The organism is Roseibium polysiphoniae, from assembly GCF_014842925.1.
Classification (GTDB): domain Bacteria; phylum Pseudomonadota; class Alphaproteobacteria; order Rhizobiales; family Stappiaceae; genus Roseibium; species Roseibium polysiphoniae.
The window spans coordinates 129,879-146,815 of the sequence record NZ_JACYXJ010000005.1; the positions used below are offsets into that span (position 1 = coordinate 129,879).

The following is a 16,937-nucleotide window of genomic DNA, read 5'->3' on the forward strand; positions in this document are numbered from 1 at the left end:
TCGTCGTCAACTCCGACGGCGTGGAGGTTTGAAGTGTCTGGTTTTAGATCATTTGGGCGATTTCTTGCTCTGCCGTTTCTGGCATGCGCTCTTGTTGCAGCTCCGGCGAACGCCAAGAAAAGCAGCGTCGGCGGTCTCTACAATATTTCGATCGCCGGGTTCACCGTCGGTCGGGGCAGCCTGTCGCTCATGCTGCAGGGCAACGCCTATTCCGCCAAGGTCGGGCTGGAGCCCGCCGGCATCGGCACGCTTTTCTCCACAGGCAAGGGCGGCGCGGAAGCTTCCGGCTGGCTGGTCGGATCGAAGGTCGTGCCATCGCGCTACCAGATGGCGTCCCACGCTGCCAACCGCGACTTCTATGTCGCGCTGAAGCAGGGATCCGGACACATCAGGAACATGGAAGTCACGCCGCAGTTCAAGCCGAACAAGGAACGCATCAAGGTCACGGGCCGCCATCGCAAGAATGCCATGGACCCCTTGAGCGCAGCCCTGATGCCGGTGCGCGCCGGCAAGGACGCCCTTGGGCCCGAGGCCTGCAAGCGCAAGCTGCCGGTTTTTGACGGTTGGACACGTTTCGACATCAAGCTGAGCTACAAGGGCACGAAGGAAGTGTCCGGCAAGGGCTATGATGGCAAGGTCGTGATCTGCAAGGCGCAGTGGGTTCCCGTGGCAGGCCACCGCCCGTCGAAAAAGTCGGTCAAATACATGGCCAAGGCCGGCATGGAAGCCTGGCTCGCGCCCATGGGCCGTGACAACGTGCTGATCCCTTACCGGATTTCCATCGACACCACCTCCGGGCGACTGGTGGTTCAAGCCTCCAAACTCAACATTGGCGGTGACGGAAGCGATCGCGCTGCACGCTGACAAAGCAAGGGCAAGAGTGATCAAGCCGGCGGCACGCTCTTGCGCGTGCCCCTTTCTCTTGCTAGAGCCGACTACTAAAGACAAACAGGGCACTGCAACATCCCTGTCGGATCACGTCACAAAACAGGCCCTTGCACCTTGCTCTCAAGGCGCCCGGCGGCTGCTTGTTCCAGGTAAACGAGTACATGCACAGCTATTTGGAATTTGAAAAACCCGTCGCGGACATCGAAGGCAAGATCCAGGAGCTTCGTGCCCTGGCGGCCGATGGCGAGGCCGTGAACATCGAGGATGAGATCAAGCGGCTGGACACCAAGTCGTCGCAGACGCTCAAGGACCTCTATTCCAAGCTGACACCCTGGCAGAAAACCATGGTCGCCCGGCATCCTGACCGTCCGCATGCGGCCGACTATATCTCCGGGTTGATCGAGGACTTCACACCGCTGGCCGGTGACCGGAACTTCGCCGAAGATCACGCCCTGATCGCCGGCCTCGGCCGTTTCCGTGGCCAGTCGGTCGCAGTTCTCGCCCAGGAAAAAGGCTCGGACACCCAGTCCCGCCTGAAGCACAATTTCGGCATGGCCCGTCCGGAAGGCTACCGCAAAGCGGTACGCATCATGGATATGGCCGAGCGTTTCAACATTCCCGTTCTGTCGCTGGTCGACACGGCCGGTGCCTATCCAGGTGTCGGCGCCGAAGAGCGTGGACAGGCTGAAGCGATCGCCCGCTCGACAGACAAGGGTCTCGGACTGGGCACGCCGTCCATCTCGCTCATCATCGGTGAAGGCGGATCCGGCGGCGCGATTGCAATTGCCACCGCCAACAAGGTGCTGATGCTCGAACACGCGATCTACTCGGTGATTTCGCCCGAGGGGGCGGCGTCCATCTTGTGGCGTGACAGCGCAAGAGCCCAGGACGCGGCGACCAACATGAAGGTGACGGCGCAGGATCTTCTGCAGCTGAAGGTCATCGACGGCATTGTCGAGGAACCGGTCGGCGGCGCCCATCGTGCCCGCGAGACGGTGATCGATCGTGCAGGCTCCGCCATGGAGACCGCCCTTGCAGAGCTCTCCAAGCTCTCGCCGGAAGAGATCCGCAAGCAGCGCCGCGAGAAATTCCTCGACATCGGACGTACCCTGTCCTGAGACTGATTGATCTCACGAAACCGTGTGCGGGGGTGACCATCGGCGCCCCCGTTTGCCGTTGTTTGGCCCGATTTTGGGGGCACAGCAAAGGTCGGACTTGATTGTCAGCGGGATATGCCCTGAGATAATCAGAGACATATTTTGGCGGTCAGGTAACCCGCCATAAACCATAGCTGCCTAGTTTTGATAACTGGCGTCGGGCGCGATTTCACCGCCCGGTGCCCGATTGGTGTTCCGGCCGACCGGAACGAGTTGGAGTTTTCGGGACGTTCTCATGGCCCATTGGCAAAATCCCAAGGCAACGTTTTCAAGACTGACGCAGCCGTCTTTCCGGCGCGCGCGCAATCTGGGCGGCGCCCTTCTTGTCGCCGGTGTTCTCGCAGGATGTCAGGCCGATGAGCTTGGCTATGGACCAAAGGCCCAACGGCCGGTTTCCAGCGAAATCAAGCGCAAGATCACCGATCTGAACATGAGCAGGACGTCGCCGATTCTCATCCGGATCTTCAAGGAAGAGAACACGCTCGAAGTCTGGAAGGAAAAGCGCAACGGCAGGTTCGCGCTTCTGGAAGAATTCGAGATCTGCAAATGGTCGGGCAAACTTGGGCCGAAGTTCAAGGAAGGCGACCGGCAGGCGCCGGAAGGCTTCTATGAGATCACACCCGGCTTGATGAACCCGAATTCGAGCTATCACCTGGCTTTCAACCTGGGCTTCCCCAACAGCTACGACCGCTCTCATGGCCGCACGGGCTCGCACCTGATGGTTCATGGCGCCTGTTCGTCGCGCGGCTGCTACGCAATGACCGACGCACAGGTACAGGACATCTACGCCCTGGCCCGCGACAGCTTCAAGGGTGGCCAGCGCTCTTTCCAGGTCCAGGCCTATCCGTTCGAAATGACACCGGAAAACATGGCCAAGCATCGCGACAGCGAGCACATGGAATTCTGGCGCATGCTCAAGACCGGCTACGACCACTTTGAATTGACCCAGGTGCCGCCGAAAGTCTCCGTATGTGAGAAGAAATATGTCTTCGACGCCACGCCACTTGTTGAAGGCATCCCGTTCCGCGCATCTGCGAAATGCCCTGACTATCAGGTGTCACCGCGCTTGCAGCAGCTGGTCAGCAAGAAGCAAAGCCAGGACGATCAGAAATACGAACAGATCGTCGCCCGCCTGGATGCCCGTGAAGAGCGTCAGAAGCGCTGGGAAGAACGGCAGACGAAAATTGCCAATGTGATCGGTGGCGGAACCCAAGCAGATGAAGCCGACCCCGCCTCAACCGCCGAGACACAGACAGCCTCCACGCCCGCTGCTCCCGGCGCAATCGCTCCAAAGCCGGCAACCGACGAAACATCGGTCGAGACCGCTTTCGCGCCGAGCGTTGCCAAGCCGAGCACAACCAGCTCGTTCTTCAAGCGCTGGGTGCCATTTGGGAACAAGGCTGAAGACGACACCCCGTCGCCGGAAGTCGGTGAGATCTCGACCGAGCTTGTACCAGCCTCAAAGCCCTGAACGCCTGATACTGCCAGTTAGAAGCTCTGCTCAGGCCCAGATCGCCATTCTGAGGCCTTTGCCATCGCGGCAATAGTCGGCCGGGAACGGCTCCGCCGTACCCCCGGCAATTCGTGAGGCGATCAGACAATTGGCGGCCGCATCAAGAAGGTCATCCCGCCCGACGCCTCTGGGCGGTGCCTGATCCAGAAACGTCTTGTCAAAACCGTGGGACACGAGAAGATCCCGGCGCTGATCCAGACCCGGACCATTTGGCCGGCTCTTGATCTTCTTCGGCAGGCTCATGGGCGCCTCGCCGTTCAGCCTCCAAAAGGCGAGTTCCGGGTGAACCTCAAAGATCCGTTCTTCCAGATCCACCGTCATCACCGCGTCGATCTCGCGAATTTTCGGAAAAAGATAAAAGCACTGCTTGGAGACCTTCTTCGGCGGGTCCGACGTTTCCTGAGCGACTGTGCAGGCCTCGAGATAGTCAGCCATATAAACAGCGGCCCGAGAGGGTACGGCGAAGACGGAAGACTGACGTTGGCCGAGATGTTGGCGCACCGCCTGCTCCGATCCACGTCCTCGTGGCCCGATGTGGTCAGGCAGACCAATCGGCATGTCGACGGCGACGGTCGCAAATTCAGGCTGATGCGCGAGTAAGGCCGGGAAGTTTTCAAAAACCTGCAGTTGGTGAGGTCCCTCGCCTTCCAGACCAGACGAAACAGCTACCCAGCCAGCCTTGCAGCCGTCGGCGCCAGCGACCCGTATTCTTCCAGGGTCAGGCACGGCCCGTTGCTTCAAGAACCCGCCGGCTGGAGACAAGAGCCATCGGCCGGCCCAGCGTCATCTGCTCTTCGGCGATGAGCAGCTCATCCGCGCCCTTTTTCACGCTGCGCGCAACCATCTCGAAGGTCGACCCGGCCGCACGCACGAGCGCCTGTTCATCCTGCATGCCTTCCAGCAGGCGCACCAGAAAGAGCCCGGCCATCAGGTCGCCAGTGCCGTTGGGCGGGTTTGGCACGGTCGCATGCTCAGCTGCCAGCGCACCACGACGCATGACCAGCAGGTTCGCAATGGAGTTGCGGCGCATGGCCGGAGAAGAGGTCACCAGAACCCGGTCGTTGCCCAGATCCCGCGCCGCCGAAAGGGCCTGAAGCTCGGTCGTAACGTCGCGGCCCGTCAGCCAGCCCAGCTCGAAGCAATTCGGCGTGACGATATCGGCCAGCGGCACAAGGTCATCGCGGATCGCTTCCGCTGTGGATTTGGGCACGTAGAGGCCACTGCGATCACCGTCAAAGTGATCACCCATCACCGGATCGCAAACATAGAGCGCGTCCGGCGAAGCCTGTTTCACCGCCTTGATCAGTTTCGCAATCGGAGCGGACTGTTCGGCATTGCCGAGATAGCCCGTCACGATCCCGCCGATCTCCTCGAGTTTCGGCGACTTCACGAGATCCTCGACGATCGCGGAAAAATCGGCTGCAGGAGCGGTAATCCGAGTGCCGGCACCTTGTCCGGGGTGCCAGGGCAGAAGGATCGTCGGAAGAAACCAGACCGGATGGCCCAGTCTTTCGAGCGCAAAAACCAGCCCGCGCCCACTGATCCCGCCGCGCACGACCTGGGACGTGATCACGAGAATGGCGGGTTTGGAACTCTCCTGTGAACCAGGCATCGATGTCATGAAGGACAGCTTTCGTCAGGCAATGTCGGCGGAAGAAGGGCTCATCGCCCCCTTGCCATAGCGGTTCTCGATGTAATCAAGCACCATTTTTTTGAAGTCGTCAGCGATATCGTCGCCCCGCAGCGTGGTGACTTTCTCACCATCGACAAAAACCGGCGCCGATGGCGTCTCGCCGGTGCCCGGCAGGGAAATCCCGATATCCGCGTGCTTGGATTCGCCCGGACCGTTCACGATGCAGCCCATGACGGCGACATTGAGATTCTCGACCCCGGGATACTGCTCGCGCCACGCGGGCATCGACACACGGATGTGGTCCTGAATGTCGCTGGCCAATTCCTGGAAGACCGTCGACGTCGTCCGCCCGCACCCCGGACAGGCGGCAACGACCGGCACAAACGCCCGGAACCCCATGACCTGCAGAAGCTCCTGGGCAACCTGCACCTCGCGGGTGCGGTCGCCGCCAGGCTCTGGCGTCAGCGAGACACGGATCGTGTCTCCAATGCCCTGCTGGAGCAAAATTCCCATCGAGGCGGCGGACGAAACGATACCCTTGGTCCCCATGCCCGCTTCCGTCAGGCCCAGGTGCAGCGCGTAATCACACCGCTGCGCCAGATCTGCATAGACCGCGATCAGATCCTGCACCTGGCTCACCTTCGCGGACAGGATGATCTTGTCGCGCGCCATACCCAGGGCCTCGGCCCGTTCACCCGACAAAAGTCCGGATTGGATGATCGCTTCACGCATGACCGCAGCAGCGGAAACCGGTTTGTCGCTGGTGGAATTCTCATCCATCAGGCGCGTCAGGAGTTCCTGATCCAGCGACCCCCAGTTGACGCCGATCCGAACGGCCTTGTCGTACTTCTGGGCGATATCGATGATCTGCGAAAACTGAGTGTCCCGTTTTGCCTTGAAGCCGACGTTGCCCGGATTGATCCGGTATTTGTCGAGAGCGGCCGCGCAATCGGGATAGTCGGTCAGCAGCTTGTGGCCGATGTAGTGGAAGTCGCCAACCAACGGCACATCAATGCCGATCCGGTCCAGCCGATCCTTGATACGCGCCACCTGGGCCGCGGCTTCCGGCCGGTCGACCGTGATGCGGACGATCTCCGACCCGGCGCGCGCCAGCGCTGCGACCTGGGCGACCGTCGCATCCGCGTCCGCCGTATCCGTGTTGGTCATCGACTGCACGACGATTGGCGCGTCGCCGCCAACCGTGACATTGCCGACCTTCACCGGCACGGACCGCCGACGCGGCAACTGCTTTGCGAAATTGTCGATCATGGACCTATGCCGTTTCGCTGCGTTTGGGCTGCATATGTGGCGCAGGTGCGCGCACCACAAGCTTTCCCCGCCTGATTAGTGCGCCTTGACCAAAAGGGCAATGCCGGAGCGGCCTTCGAAAGACTGCACAGCTGGTCGATGACAAAGGAAACGTCTCCCGTTAAGGTCGCACTCAATTCTCGCCAATCGCCCGCCCAGCCGTCGCATGACGGGCATTGCCAGCTGCTATTGCCAAACACTTTTCTAAGGGTTGACCGTGTTCAAACGTATTCTCAGAGATTCTTTTTATCTCGTCTTTGGAAACCTCGAGACGGTCTTCCGGGCCTGCGGTGCCTGGTTCGTTCTTCAATTTGTGCCGATCATTGCCACCCAGCTCCTGGTTGGCGAGACCCAGGAGACGACCGAAACCACACCGGCGGCAGCACTGATCGCCATCATCTCTTTTGTCTTTGCCCTCGCCTCTTCCGCCTCCATTTCCGTCGCCTGGCACAGGTTCGGCCTTCTTGGCGAACAACCTGACCTCATCCACTTGAAATTGGGCGCAATCGAAGGCCAGTTCATTCTCAAGATGATCCTGCTCGCCTTGATTCTCATGGTTTGCACGTTGCCTGTGGTTCTTGTCTTTGCCCTTCTCAGCTCGATGCTCCAGGCGCCGGCGGTGATGATCGTCCTCTGGCTCGTGGCCGCAGTTTTTCTGGTGCCGCATTTCATGCGTCTCTATCTCACCCTGCCGGCAGTCGCCGTTGAACGGCCGCTCGGCTTCAAGGAAGCCTATGAACTCGGCAAGGGGCTTGGCTGGTCCATGTTCGGTGCGGCTTTCACCCTCTCGCTGCCTTTCATCGTCGTCAGTGTCGGCCTGCAGCTCTTGCTGGGTTTCGTCGGTGGTGGGCTGCCGCTGATCCTGATCCAGTTCAAGGTGCTGATCCTGAACCTGCTGCTGCAGATCATCGTCACGGTCCTCGGGATCTCCGTGATCACCGCAGCTTACCGAATTGCGATGGAAAGGGCTCACGGAGCAGGAGCAGGCCCCTCCCGCTCTGACTGACCACACACGCCCTTCAAAGCTCCGCCGAAATCACTATGTTGGGGCGAGACCGGTGAAGGATCGCGCTGCGGGAGACTGGAAAAGTGTTTGTCACGCTGTTGGAGCGATCGTTGTCACTAGCCATGGCCCATCAGGGAACCCTGTTCCGAACCGGTTGGGCCTATATCCTCCTTATGGCGGCGCTCAACTTCGCCATTGGCTCGGTGCTGTCGCCCGGCGCCGGATTTTCAACCGTGTCCTATATGACCGAGCCGGTCGGCGAGCCAAATGAGGGCGGCCTGCGCCTTCTCGCCATCCTTGCCAATATCCTCATCGGCTTTTCGATCGCGATTGCCTATGTGCGCCGAATTTTGATCGACGCACGGGACTTTCCGCTGACAGTCTCGAAGCGCACATTGTCCATCATCATCAACCAGATTGTCCTGTCGCTGATCGGCATTGTCGCGCTGATCCCGCTCGGCATCGTTGCGTCCATCATCGCCATGTTCACCGGCGGCCTGGGTTTCCTGCTTTTCCTGGCGGCGCCCTTTATCTCGCTCATGGTGGTCCAGAAGCTTTCGGTTGTTCTGCCCGCGGCTGCCGTCGATGATCCCTTGACCTTGAAGGAGAGCTGGAGCGCCACGCGCGGACTTGGATGGTCCATGGCATTCTCGGCCCTGATCATGAGCCTCCTGGCGGGCTGCCTGATCGGCCTCTGGTACCTTGCCTTGACGGCCGCGGGCGCATTGACCGCAGGCGAGCCGATCCTCGAACAGATCCGCTCTGCCGTCTTCCCCATGGGCTCCATGCTGCTGACGGTCTGGATCTTCGCCAGTCTCCACGCGACCTTTTACGGTCTGATCCGCGAACGGTTCGCCGCGCGCCTCGGCTTGACCCGCCAGGTCTACGAACAGGCAGACACCAGCCGTCAGTCCGCCAGGGAGAAGGCAGAAAAGGCGCTTGCCTCAGTCAACCGGATCAACCGGCGTTGAGGTCTTGCCTCACGAAAGCATCAATTTTCCATCGCCGGGCGAAAGCCCTGTTGCAGTGCAGTGAAACATCGTAAAAAGTCAGCCAAAGTTCATTTCTGGGAGCCAATCGAATGCTTGCGAACAAAACAGCTGTTGTCACCGGATCCACATCCGGAATTGGACTGGCCTGCGCCCGCGCCTTCGCCGAAGAGGGCGCCAATGTCGTGATCAACGGCCTCGGCGATGCAGATGAGATTGAAGCGACCCGCGCCGCCATCGAAAACGACTTTGGCGTTCGCTGCATCTATTCAGCCGCCAACATGCTCAAGCCCGACGAAATTGCGACCATGATCCAGAACGCCGAGAACGAACTCGGCTCGGTTGACATCCTGGTCAACAACGCCGGCATCCAGCATGTTTCACCGGTCGATGAGTTTCCCATCGACAAGTGGGACGCGATCATTGCAATCAACCTGACCTCTGCATTCCACTCCACGCGCGCGGCGCTCCCCGGCATGAAAAAGCGTGGCTGGGGCCGGATCATCAACACCGCGTCCGCTCACGCCCTTGTCGCCTCGCCCTACAAGGCCGCATATGTCGCCGCCAAGCACGGCATTGCGGGTCTCACCAAGACCGTCGCGCTCGAAGTCGCGGAACAGGGCATCACGGTCAACGCGATCTGTCCGGCCTATGTCTGGACTCCCCTCGTGGAGAAACAGATCCCCGACACGGCCAAGGCACGCGGCATCACCGAAGAAGAGGTCAAGCGGGACGTTCTCCTGAAGGCCCAGCCGACCAAGAAATTCGTGACAGTTGAGCAGGTCGCTGGCTTTGCGGTCTTCCTGTGCACCGACACAGCGTCTTCCATCACAGGATCTATCCTGCCAATCGACGCGGGCTGGACTGCGCAGTAGCGCGATCCACAAAGCCTGACAGCACAAGGAAACACCATGGCATCGCCAGCTCCCAAGCGGATCAATCTCGCCCTGCAGGGCGGCGGTGCTCACGGTGCCTTCACCTGGGGCGTTCTTGACTGGCTGCTGGAGGACAACCGCTTCCACATTGACGGACTGACCGGAACGTCGGCCGGCGCAATGAATGCGGTGGTCCTGGCCAGCGGATTTCAGGAAAACGGCGCAGAGGGCGCCCGCGAGAAACTGGATCAATTCTGGTGGGAGGTCAGCCAGCAAGCCTTCCTGAGCCCGATCAAGCGCTCGCCCATCGATGTTGCCATGGGTCAATGGAGCCTCGACTTTTCGCCGAGCTATCTCGCCTTTGACCTCATGTCGCGCTTTTCCTCGCCCTATGAGTTCAACCCGCTCAACATCAATCCGCTGCGCGATGTGGTCGACCGGGTCGTCGACTTTGACAGGGTCCATCAATGCCAGGGGCTCAGGCTCTTCGTGGCGGCGACCAATGTCTATTCCGGCAAGATCCGCGTCTTCAGCGAGCGCGATGTCAATCTGGACGCTGTGATGGCTTCTGCCTGTCTCCCCCATCTGTTCCAAGCGGTGGAGATCGATGGAGAGCCTTACTGGGACGGCGGCTACATGGGCAATCCGCCGCTCTATCCCCTGTTCTACAACACAGGCACCCCCGACATCGTCCTCATTCAGATCAATCCGGTCGAGCGGCGGGAGACGCCGAAAACCGCCCGCGAAATTCTCAACCGCGTCAACGAGATCACCTTCAACTCGACCCTGCTCCGCGAGCTTCGTGCGGTCGATTTCGTCAGCCGTCTGATCGAGGATGAAAAGCTCTCGGCCGAGCAATACATGAAGGTTCATGTCCATCGGATCACGGCCGACGAGCTCAAGCCCTTGCAGGCATCGTCGAAGGTCAATGCCGAATGGGCGTTCCTGACGGAACTGAAGAGCATCGGCCGCAACGCGGCTGAGAGCTGGGTCGACCAGAATTTCGATGCGGTCGGAAGTCACTCGACGGTCAATCTCCGCCAGGAATTCATTTAACGTCTCTCAACTGATGTTAACCGCCATTAAGCCGCCCCTCGCAAGCCGCCTCGCATTCTGCGAAGCAGGGGTGGTTATCAAAACCTGAAGACAATCAACATCCTGTCATTCCAGGGCAGCGCGGCACAAGATCATGACGAAATCGGCCCGCAATCAAGTTGGCAAGCCTCTTGCAATAGCAATGGCATGCTGATTGTCAGGTTGTGCGTCGTCAGCAAAGTGGATGGAAGGAACGGGCACCTGCGACCCCGCCCGTTTCTTCCCTCCAACCTTTCCCCAAACGTCCAAAGCCCTAGCGGGTAATCACGATTTTCGCATTCTTCTTGCCGTTTTTGGCGATGAGCGAGAAAAGCCGCTTCGCGTTGTCCGGATGCAACCGCACACACCCGTGCGATGCCGGGCTTCCCAGCTTCTTGATCGCTGTTGTGCCGTGAATGGCGTAGCCATGATAGAAAAAGACCGAATGGGGCATCGGCGAATTGTGATATTTTTTCGAGAAGTAACGTTCGTGCATTCGCCCCGGCTTGAAGGTTCCGATCGGCGTGCGATAGCCGCTGCGGGCCGTCGACACCGGCCACGAATGGCGCGGAAAGCCGTTGATGTAGACCCTCATCCGCTGGTCAGAAAGATCAATCTTGGCAACGACAGAGCCCGCATGAGCGGATGAAAACGACGAAACCGGCAAGATGGCGAGACTGCCAAGAAGCAGAATAAAGATAAAACGCATACTAAATCCCCCACTTATGCGAAGAGCCTAGCATGACACCTGACGCAAGACTATCTGACAGACATCTGTCGCAAGGTTAGGGTAAATTTGGATTTTTGACATAAAAGCTCTTTATGCCATGGCAGGCAGCACCCAGATAAAGATTACGGAAACCCGCGAGGAGCGAACCATGATGCAGTCAAACGCCAGCATACGAGCCTTGGCATCGGCTTTGGGCCTTTGGCTTCCGCTTGCGACTCTCCTGGCTGTGACGCCCGCCGCCGCACAAAGTCTTGACGACATCATCGCGCAAAATGGATGTCCGGACTGTGATCTGCGCCTGCGCGAATTGCGGGGCCTGGAGATCACGGGCGGCAATTTCGACGAGACCATTCTGCGGGAAGCCGACATGAAGGAAGTCGTCATCATCGAAAGCAGCTTCCGCGAGGCCGATTTCCGGCGCGCTGAAGTGGAACGGGCCAAGCTCCACTATGGCGATTTCACCGAGGCCTCCATGCGCTCCGTCGATCTCGAAAAGGCAACGCTCATCGGCGCCAAGTTTTTCAAGGCCGACCTGCGCGACGCCGACCTCAATGAAGCCTCGCTGTCCGGCGCCGATTTCACCCAGGTCGACATGCGCAACGCCAGCATGATCCGCTGCGACGCCTCGAACGCGATTTTTCACGGCGCCAAGATGGACCAGGTCGACCTGGAGCGGACCAATCTGACCGGTGCTGATTTTTCCGATGCCCGCCTCAAGTATTCGGATCTGGATCGGGTCTTTGCACGGGGAGCAAACTTCAAGGACGCGGATCTGACCGGCGTCCGGCTCTCGAGTGCCGATCTCACCGACGCAGACCTGACGGGTGCCGACCTGAGCGGCGCACTTCTGCGGCGCACCCGTTTGGCCGGCGCAAATCTGTCGGGTGTCTCCGGACTGACGCAAGAGCGCATCATCGGCGCTTGCGGCGACGACAAGACGGTCCTTCCCTACGGCATCACCCTCGAGCCCTGCACCTGATACAAAAAAGGCGCGTCCCCTGGACGCGCCTTTGATCTTTCAAATCAGCAAAGAAGCTGCCAAACGATCCTACTTGAAGAGATCGAAAGAGAACTTGTAGCTGACGCCCATGCCGATCCGGAACTGATCCTTGGAGCCCTGATCCGTGATCGGGCTATCGGCCGCATCACCGATCAGACGGTCATAGCCAGCCTGCAGGTGCAAACGGGTGGTGTCGTTCCAATCGTAACTGCCGCGCGCGGAGATGCCGACTGACTTGAAGCCGGCGCTGGCGTTATAGGCCGAAAGCTTGCCTCCGCTTGCCGTTGCTTCTGACGACGTCACGCCGAAGTAGGTGTCCATATATTCGCCGGATGCGAAGGACGCGCGTGGTCCGATGCTGAACTCAAACCGGTCTGTCGGATAGATGATACCATCCAGACCGAGCTGTCCGACCTGTCCGGTGTGTCCGTTGATGCCCTGGCGCAGCTCACCGAAGACCCGAAAATGCTCTGTCCGATAGCCACCGCCGAGGCCGAGCTCAAGCGCCCAGTCAACATCCTTGGTGCCCGCAAGATCCTTGGCATCATCAGAACTACGTTCGCCGACGAAGCCGAAGGACGGGAAGAAGAAGATACCGGACTTGCGCCGACCATCGACCACCTGTCCAAGGCCCGGGACATAGAACCGGCCAACCGAAATAATCGGGAAAGGCGCGACCAGATAGGATTCAGAGGAAGAAAACCGCGGCTTGACCATCGCGCCGATACCGAGGTCGATCTCGAACTGCCGCTGACGCTCTGGTGCACCTGTCGAAAGGTCCTGAGCCGAAACACTGCCTGCAGCGACGCTCGCGCAAAGCAGCAGTCCGAAGCGCTTAAGTACTGATGTCATCAAGGGACTCACATTCAGATGGTTCGAATTTGAGGTCACCATATCACGCCAACTGTAAAAAAAGCCTCGCCTCACGATCTTTCTATCGCTCTGTGTCATTTCCGCATCTCACGGACAAGCCCATACAAAAACTGGCAAATTCACCAAGTTCGGGGCTTGAGACAAGCTTCGCCTTGCAGTTGGCGGGCGGGAAAGCTACATGAATTGCCTAACACGATCTCTGACAGGCTACGGGCGGTTCCTGATGCAAGCTATTCTCGACGTTGTTCTCCTGGTGTTGAACCTCTACACCTACGTGATCATCGCCAGCGCGATCTTCTCCTGGCTTTACGCCTTCAACATCGTGAACTCGAGCAACCAGGTCATCGCGACCATTGGTCAGACCCTCTATAATCTGACCGAGCCGGCCTTGCGTCCGATCCGGCGTGTGATGCCGAACCTGGGTGGTGTCGATCTTTCGCCGATCGCCCTGCTGCTTGGAATCTTTCTGATCCAGAACATCATCGTCCGCTACATCTATCCCAACGTCTTTTAAGCTTGTCCGACGGAGACAGCCCGTTGCCCTGGAAACAGACCGGCGACGGACTGATGCTGACCGTTCGGCTGACGCCCAAGGCGGCACGCGATACGCTGGACAGGATTGAAGTGCTCGCGGATGGCCGAGCCGCGCTCAAGGCCTATGTGCGCGCTGTTCCTGAAAAGGGCGGCGCCAACGCTGCCCTCGTCAAACTGATTTCCAAGACCCTGAAGCTGCCCAAGTCCGCGGTCTCACTGGAGACAGGAGCCACCGCCCGCTTGAAGACATTGCGTCTTGAAGGAAACAGCGCTGAGCTTTCCGACAGGCTCACCGAGCTGCTGTCCGGCAAGAGCTGACACCTAGCGCGGCTTAGATCAGACCTCCAGAGGCCGGGCCTCTTCCGCCAGCATGATCGGGATGCCATTGCGGATCGGATAGGCGAGCTTTGCCGCACGCGAGATCAGCTCCTGATGCTCTTCATCATACTCCAGCGTCGTCTTTGTCACCGGACAGACGAGAAGCTCCAACAACTTGCGGTCGACCTTGCGATCAACGGGCTGGGCAGGTTCAGTGTCGGCCATGCCGAAAACTCCATAAGGGCAATAGGTTATTGCAACGTAGTGCTGCCGTCATTTTGCGTTCGGGCCAGATCCATCTCGGTGATCGCAATCAGGGTTTCCGCACGCATCTTGAGATCACGCGCCTCCAGAAGCGCCTGCTTTTCCTGAGGGCCATAGGGGCACATCATGCAAAGCGCGTTGACCAGGACTTCGGTCTCGGCCTCTGAAACGCTCTCCCAGTCTGCCTCCATGTTGTTGGCATCGAGATAGTCCCTCAGCGCCTTGAGAAGACTGTTCCGATCGACCTCTTCTTCGCCGACACCGGACTGAAGGTCCTGCGCGAAGGGCGCAAAATCGACTTCCACCTGGCGAAACGCGGTGATCGCATCCACCTCGCGTCCGACGGCAAAACGCATCACCCCCTGGAGGGTGATCAGATAGCGGCCATCGCCCGATTCCTGAAAGCTGGTCAACCGCCCAACGCAGCCGATCCGCGCCAGAACGGGCACATCGTCGTCCTGCTGACCAAGCGCAGGTTCCGGTTGAACCATGCCAATCAACCGGTTGCCCGCGAGCGCCGCATCGATCATGTCGATGTAGCGCGGCTCAAAGATGTTCAAAGGCAGCTGGGTGCGCGGCAGCAGCAGCGCGCCCGAAAGGGGGAAAACGGGCAAAACCGGCGGCAAATCCGCAATCATTTCGTAAATGGCATTTCCCGCCTGCATTCACTCGTCCTTTGTCTGCTTGATGACCCAAAGCCCGTTGACACGCGCCTACAACCTTATGTGTGGCGCAGCATTGGCCGGGTCAAGAAAACAGAACGGCCGACAGCTTGCGCCGCCCATAGGCGGACGCCGGTTCCTTGAAACCCCAGGCCTCGAAGAACTGCAGAAGCTGCTTGCGCGCGCCGTCTTCGTTCCATTCGCGGTCGCGGCGGACAATTTCGATCAGCTGATCCACCGCACCGTTCTTGTCGCCCTTGCCATTGAGACCAAGTGCCAGGTCGAAACGGGCCTGAAGATCCAGAGGATCCTTGTCGATGCGAGCCTGCAGCTCTGCCAGGTCGCCAAGGGCTTTGGCCTGTTCTGCCAGTTCAAGAGCGGCTTTCGCCGCGACATAGGCAGGGTCGTCCTGCTTGTCTTCCGGCACCATCTCCAGAGCCTGTGCCGCCCGTTCGGTCTCGTCTGCGCCAAGGTAACACTGGGCCAGACCGCAGATTGCCTGCACGTTGTCCGGCTCCATCTGCATGACTGCGCCGAACAGCTGCGCCGCCTGGCCGAAGTCTTTCGCCTCGAGCAGACCCGCCGCCTGCTCGAGAAACGCCTCGGTCTGGCTGACCGGAGCCTGGCCACCCAGCTTTTCAATGAAAGCCTTCACTTCGCTGTCGGACTTGGCGCCCATGAAGCCATCAACCGGCTGGCCGTCCTTGAACGCGATCACGGCCGGGATGGACTGGATGCCCAGCTGACCAGCGATCTCCGGGTGGTCATCGATATTCATCTTGGCCAGACGGACTGCTCCGCCGGCAGCCTTTACCGCACCCTCGATCACAGGCGTCAACTGCTTGCATGGCCCGCACCAGGGCGCCCAGAAATCAACGAGGATCGGCTGGCTGCGCGAGGCTTCCATGACGTCCTGCATGAAGTTCTGCGTGGTCACATCGAAGACAAGGTCGCCCCCAGCGGCCGGACCATTACCACCGCCGCCGCCATTGCCGCCGTAACCGCTTCCGCCCATGCTGCCGCCAAAACCGGCGCCAATTTGGCCGCCCATTGAGTAATTGCCAGTGCTCATTCGAATCTGCCCCTGATTTCAGGCGTGTCTCGCTCAACCGAAGACCGCATTTTCCCGCGCGATCCGCACGGGCCGTCATTTGCGCCTAACATGGCGTCGCCAGAGATGAATTACAAACCCAGTTCCTGCGCCTCGGCGCTCACCGCAAGCACCTGGGGCGAATGTCCACATGCTTCGGCAAATTTCAAAAGATCTTCGCGCGCGATCGAGGTCGTCGCATCATTTAGCAGCGGGTGATAGTTGAGCACCTTGTGCTGCATCATGGCGGCATCAAAAATCGGTGTCACGTTCTGGCCCTCCCGATCGTTGATCAGCGAAAAGGGCGTCACGGACCCCGGCGTCACACCGAGCATCTCCATCAGAAGGTCCGCATTGCCGAAGGACACCCGGCCCTGCGCGCCGATGATCTGGTGGATCTTTTTCAGGTCGATCGTCGCATCATGAAGGGCAACCACCAGGAAGAGGCGTCCCTTCTTGTCCTTCAAAAACAGATTTTTCGTATGGCCGCCGGCGATGCGCTCATGCAGGTCGCCGGATTCCGCAACAGTGAAGACCGGCTGATGGTCGAGCGTCGTCACCTCGATGCCGTGAGCGGCGAAAAAATCCATTAGGTCGTTGCGGCTTGCCGGCATGAAATTGTTACCCTGTTCCTGGCTCAATAGGTCCGATCTAGCCCGAACCGGCCCCAAAGCTCAAGGTCGAAATTCTCTTGCAAGTCCCGGAATTCCTTGATTTTCAAGCAACTTCGCGAGACGATTATCCACAACGCATGTGCATAAATTTTTTGCTGTAATTTGCCTGTTGCAATCCATCTCTTCATAGTCCATATACTGCGCACCTCGCTGAGACAGGGGCCCTTCGGGAGCCTCCAAAGTCTGGCAACAGACTGAAGTTCAGCAAAAAATGCGGGTGTAGCTCAGGGGTAGAGCACAACCTTGCCAAGGTTGGGGTCGAGGGTTCGAATCCCTTCGCCCGCTCCAAATTCCGCCGAATGGCGCACAGGCCGATGATCTCAAGATCGTCGGCCTTTTTGGTTTCAGG

At 59.3% G+C, this 16,937-nt stretch carries 19 protein-coding genes and 1 tRNA gene; 11 read left to right on the forward strand and 9 right to left on the reverse strand.

Annotated elements, in window-relative coordinates; genetic code table 11:
* Nucleotides 1-33: 33 nt before the first annotated feature.
* The 3 genes from IG617_RS13595 (at nucleotide 34) to IG617_RS13605 (ending at nucleotide 3,516) form a co-directional block, all read left to right on the forward strand.
* A complete protein-coding gene (locus IG617_RS13595; RefSeq protein ID WP_192109762.1) occupies nucleotides 34-864 on the forward strand; it encodes a DUF3108 domain-containing protein in 831 nt (276 codons plus the stop codon).
* A gap of 185 nt (nucleotides 865-1,049) precedes the next feature.
* Nucleotides 1,050-2,006: an acetyl-CoA carboxylase carboxyltransferase subunit alpha gene (locus tag IG617_RS13600; protein WP_192109763.1), complete on the forward strand. Its 957-nt coding sequence runs from the start codon at nucleotides 1,050-1,052 to the stop codon at nucleotides 2,004-2,006.
* A 274-nt stretch (nucleotides 2,007-2,280) separates the two neighbouring features.
* Nucleotides 2,281-3,516 (forward strand): L,D-transpeptidase family protein, encoded by a 1,236-nt coding sequence (locus IG617_RS13605; protein WP_192109764.1) that lies wholly within the window; start codon nucleotides 2,281-2,283, stop codon nucleotides 3,514-3,516.
* Nucleotides 3,517-3,546: 30 nt separating this feature from the next.
* Here IG617_RS13605 and IG617_RS13610 read toward each other — a convergent pair whose 3' ends face one another.
* From IG617_RS13610 to ispG, 3 genes are read right to left on the reverse strand one after another with little or no spacing between them, the layout of a single operon-like run.
* Nucleotides 3,547-4,284 carry a DUF429 domain-containing protein gene (locus IG617_RS13610; RefSeq protein WP_192109765.1) on the reverse strand — a complete coding sequence of 246 codons (738 nt, stop codon included), beginning with the start codon at nucleotides 4,282-4,284 and terminating at the stop codon, nucleotides 3,547-3,549.
* Complete coding sequence (gene pdxY, locus IG617_RS13615; protein ID WP_254170556.1) at nucleotides 4,277-5,179, reverse strand: pyridoxal kinase; 903 nt, start codon at nucleotides 5,177-5,179, stop codon at nucleotides 4,277-4,279. Before pdxY ends, IG617_RS13610 begins: the two co-directional genes overlap by 8 nt.
* 15 nt (nucleotides 5,180-5,194) lie before the next feature.
* A complete protein-coding gene (gene ispG / locus IG617_RS13620; RefSeq protein ID WP_192109766.1) occupies nucleotides 5,195-6,460 on the reverse strand; it encodes a flavodoxin-dependent (E)-4-hydroxy-3-methylbut-2-enyl-diphosphate synthase in 1,266 nt (421 codons plus the stop codon).
* Nucleotides 6,461-6,716: 256 nt separating this feature from the next.
* Between ispG and IG617_RS13625 the strand changes: the two genes are divergently transcribed.
* From IG617_RS13625 to IG617_RS13640, 4 genes are all read left to right on the forward strand, one after another.
* Nucleotides 6,717-7,505 (forward strand): hypothetical protein, encoded by a 789-nt coding sequence (locus IG617_RS13625; protein WP_192109767.1) that lies wholly within the window; start codon nucleotides 6,717-6,719, stop codon nucleotides 7,503-7,505.
* Between the two features lie 110 nt (nucleotides 7,506-7,615).
* The gene (locus IG617_RS13630) at nucleotides 7,616-8,476 is read left to right on the forward strand and encodes a hypothetical protein (RefSeq protein ID WP_209008480.1); all 861 of its coding nucleotides are present in this window, start codon (nucleotides 7,616-7,618) and stop codon (nucleotides 8,474-8,476) included.
* Between the two features lie 110 nt (nucleotides 8,477-8,586).
* Entirely contained in the window at nucleotides 8,587-9,369 is a 783-nt protein-coding gene (locus IG617_RS13635; protein ID WP_192109769.1) for a 3-hydroxybutyrate dehydrogenase, read from the forward strand.
* A gap of 36 nt (nucleotides 9,370-9,405) precedes the next feature.
* Entirely contained in the window at nucleotides 9,406-10,425 is a 1,020-nt protein-coding gene (locus IG617_RS13640; RefSeq protein WP_192109770.1) for a patatin-like phospholipase family protein, read from the forward strand.
* A 292-nt stretch (nucleotides 10,426-10,717) separates the two neighbouring features.
* On the opposite strand, the gene IG617_RS13645 is transcribed toward IG617_RS13640, so the two are convergent.
* Nucleotides 10,718-11,152 (reverse strand): L,D-transpeptidase, encoded by a 435-nt coding sequence (locus IG617_RS13645; protein ID WP_192109771.1) that lies wholly within the window; start codon nucleotides 11,150-11,152, stop codon nucleotides 10,718-10,720.
* Nucleotides 11,153-11,321: 169 nt separating this feature from the next.
* Between IG617_RS13645 and IG617_RS13650 the strand changes: the two genes are divergently transcribed.
* Nucleotides 11,322-12,152, forward strand: coding sequence for a pentapeptide repeat-containing protein (locus IG617_RS13650; RefSeq protein ID WP_192109772.1), 831 nt, complete (start codon nucleotides 11,322-11,324; stop codon nucleotides 12,150-12,152).
* Between the two features lie 69 nt (nucleotides 12,153-12,221).
* On the opposite strand, the gene IG617_RS13655 is transcribed toward IG617_RS13650, so the two are convergent.
* Nucleotides 12,222-13,025 carry a MipA/OmpV family protein gene (locus IG617_RS13655; RefSeq protein WP_192109773.1) on the reverse strand — a complete coding sequence of 268 codons (804 nt, stop codon included), beginning with the start codon at nucleotides 13,023-13,025 and terminating at the stop codon, nucleotides 12,222-12,224.
* Nucleotides 13,026-13,269: 244 nt separating this feature from the next.
* Between IG617_RS13655 and IG617_RS13660 the strand changes: the two genes are divergently transcribed.
* Both IG617_RS13660 and IG617_RS13665 read left to right on the forward strand, forming a co-directional pair.
* Entirely contained in the window at nucleotides 13,270-13,560 is a 291-nt protein-coding gene (locus IG617_RS13660) for a YggT family protein (RefSeq protein ID WP_153771422.1), read from the forward strand.
* Between the two features lie 23 nt (nucleotides 13,561-13,583).
* Nucleotides 13,584-13,898: a DUF167 family protein gene (locus IG617_RS13665; RefSeq protein ID WP_254170557.1), complete on the forward strand. Its 315-nt coding sequence runs from the start codon at nucleotides 13,584-13,586 to the stop codon at nucleotides 13,896-13,898.
* 18 nt (nucleotides 13,899-13,916) lie between these two features.
* Here IG617_RS13665 and IG617_RS13670 read toward each other — a convergent pair whose 3' ends face one another.
* The 4 genes from IG617_RS13670 to IG617_RS13685 form a co-directional block, all read right to left on the reverse strand.
* Complete coding sequence (locus tag IG617_RS13670) at nucleotides 13,917-14,123, reverse strand: Trm112 family protein (protein WP_192109774.1); 207 nt, start codon at nucleotides 14,121-14,123, stop codon at nucleotides 13,917-13,919.
* Nucleotides 14,124-14,149: 26 nt separating this feature from the next.
* Complete coding sequence (locus IG617_RS13675) at nucleotides 14,150-14,827, reverse strand: LON peptidase substrate-binding domain-containing protein (protein WP_192109775.1); 678 nt, start codon at nucleotides 14,825-14,827, stop codon at nucleotides 14,150-14,152.
* A gap of 82 nt (nucleotides 14,828-14,909) precedes the next feature.
* The gene (gene trxA / locus IG617_RS13680) at nucleotides 14,910-15,896 is read right to left on the reverse strand and encodes a thioredoxin (protein WP_192109776.1); all 987 of its coding nucleotides are present in this window, start codon (nucleotides 15,894-15,896) and stop codon (nucleotides 14,910-14,912) included.
* Between the two features lie 110 nt (nucleotides 15,897-16,006).
* On the reverse strand, nucleotides 16,007-16,528 hold the full coding sequence (locus tag IG617_RS13685) for a prolyl-tRNA synthetase associated domain-containing protein (RefSeq protein WP_192109777.1): 522 nt from the start codon (nucleotides 16,526-16,528) through the stop codon (nucleotides 16,007-16,009).
* A 273-nt stretch (nucleotides 16,529-16,801) separates the two neighbouring features.
* Between IG617_RS13685 and IG617_RS13690 the strand changes: the two genes are divergently transcribed.
* Nucleotides 16,802-16,876: transfer RNA gene (locus IG617_RS13690), tRNA-Gly, on the forward strand.
* Nucleotides 16,877-16,937 lie beyond the last annotated feature (61 nt).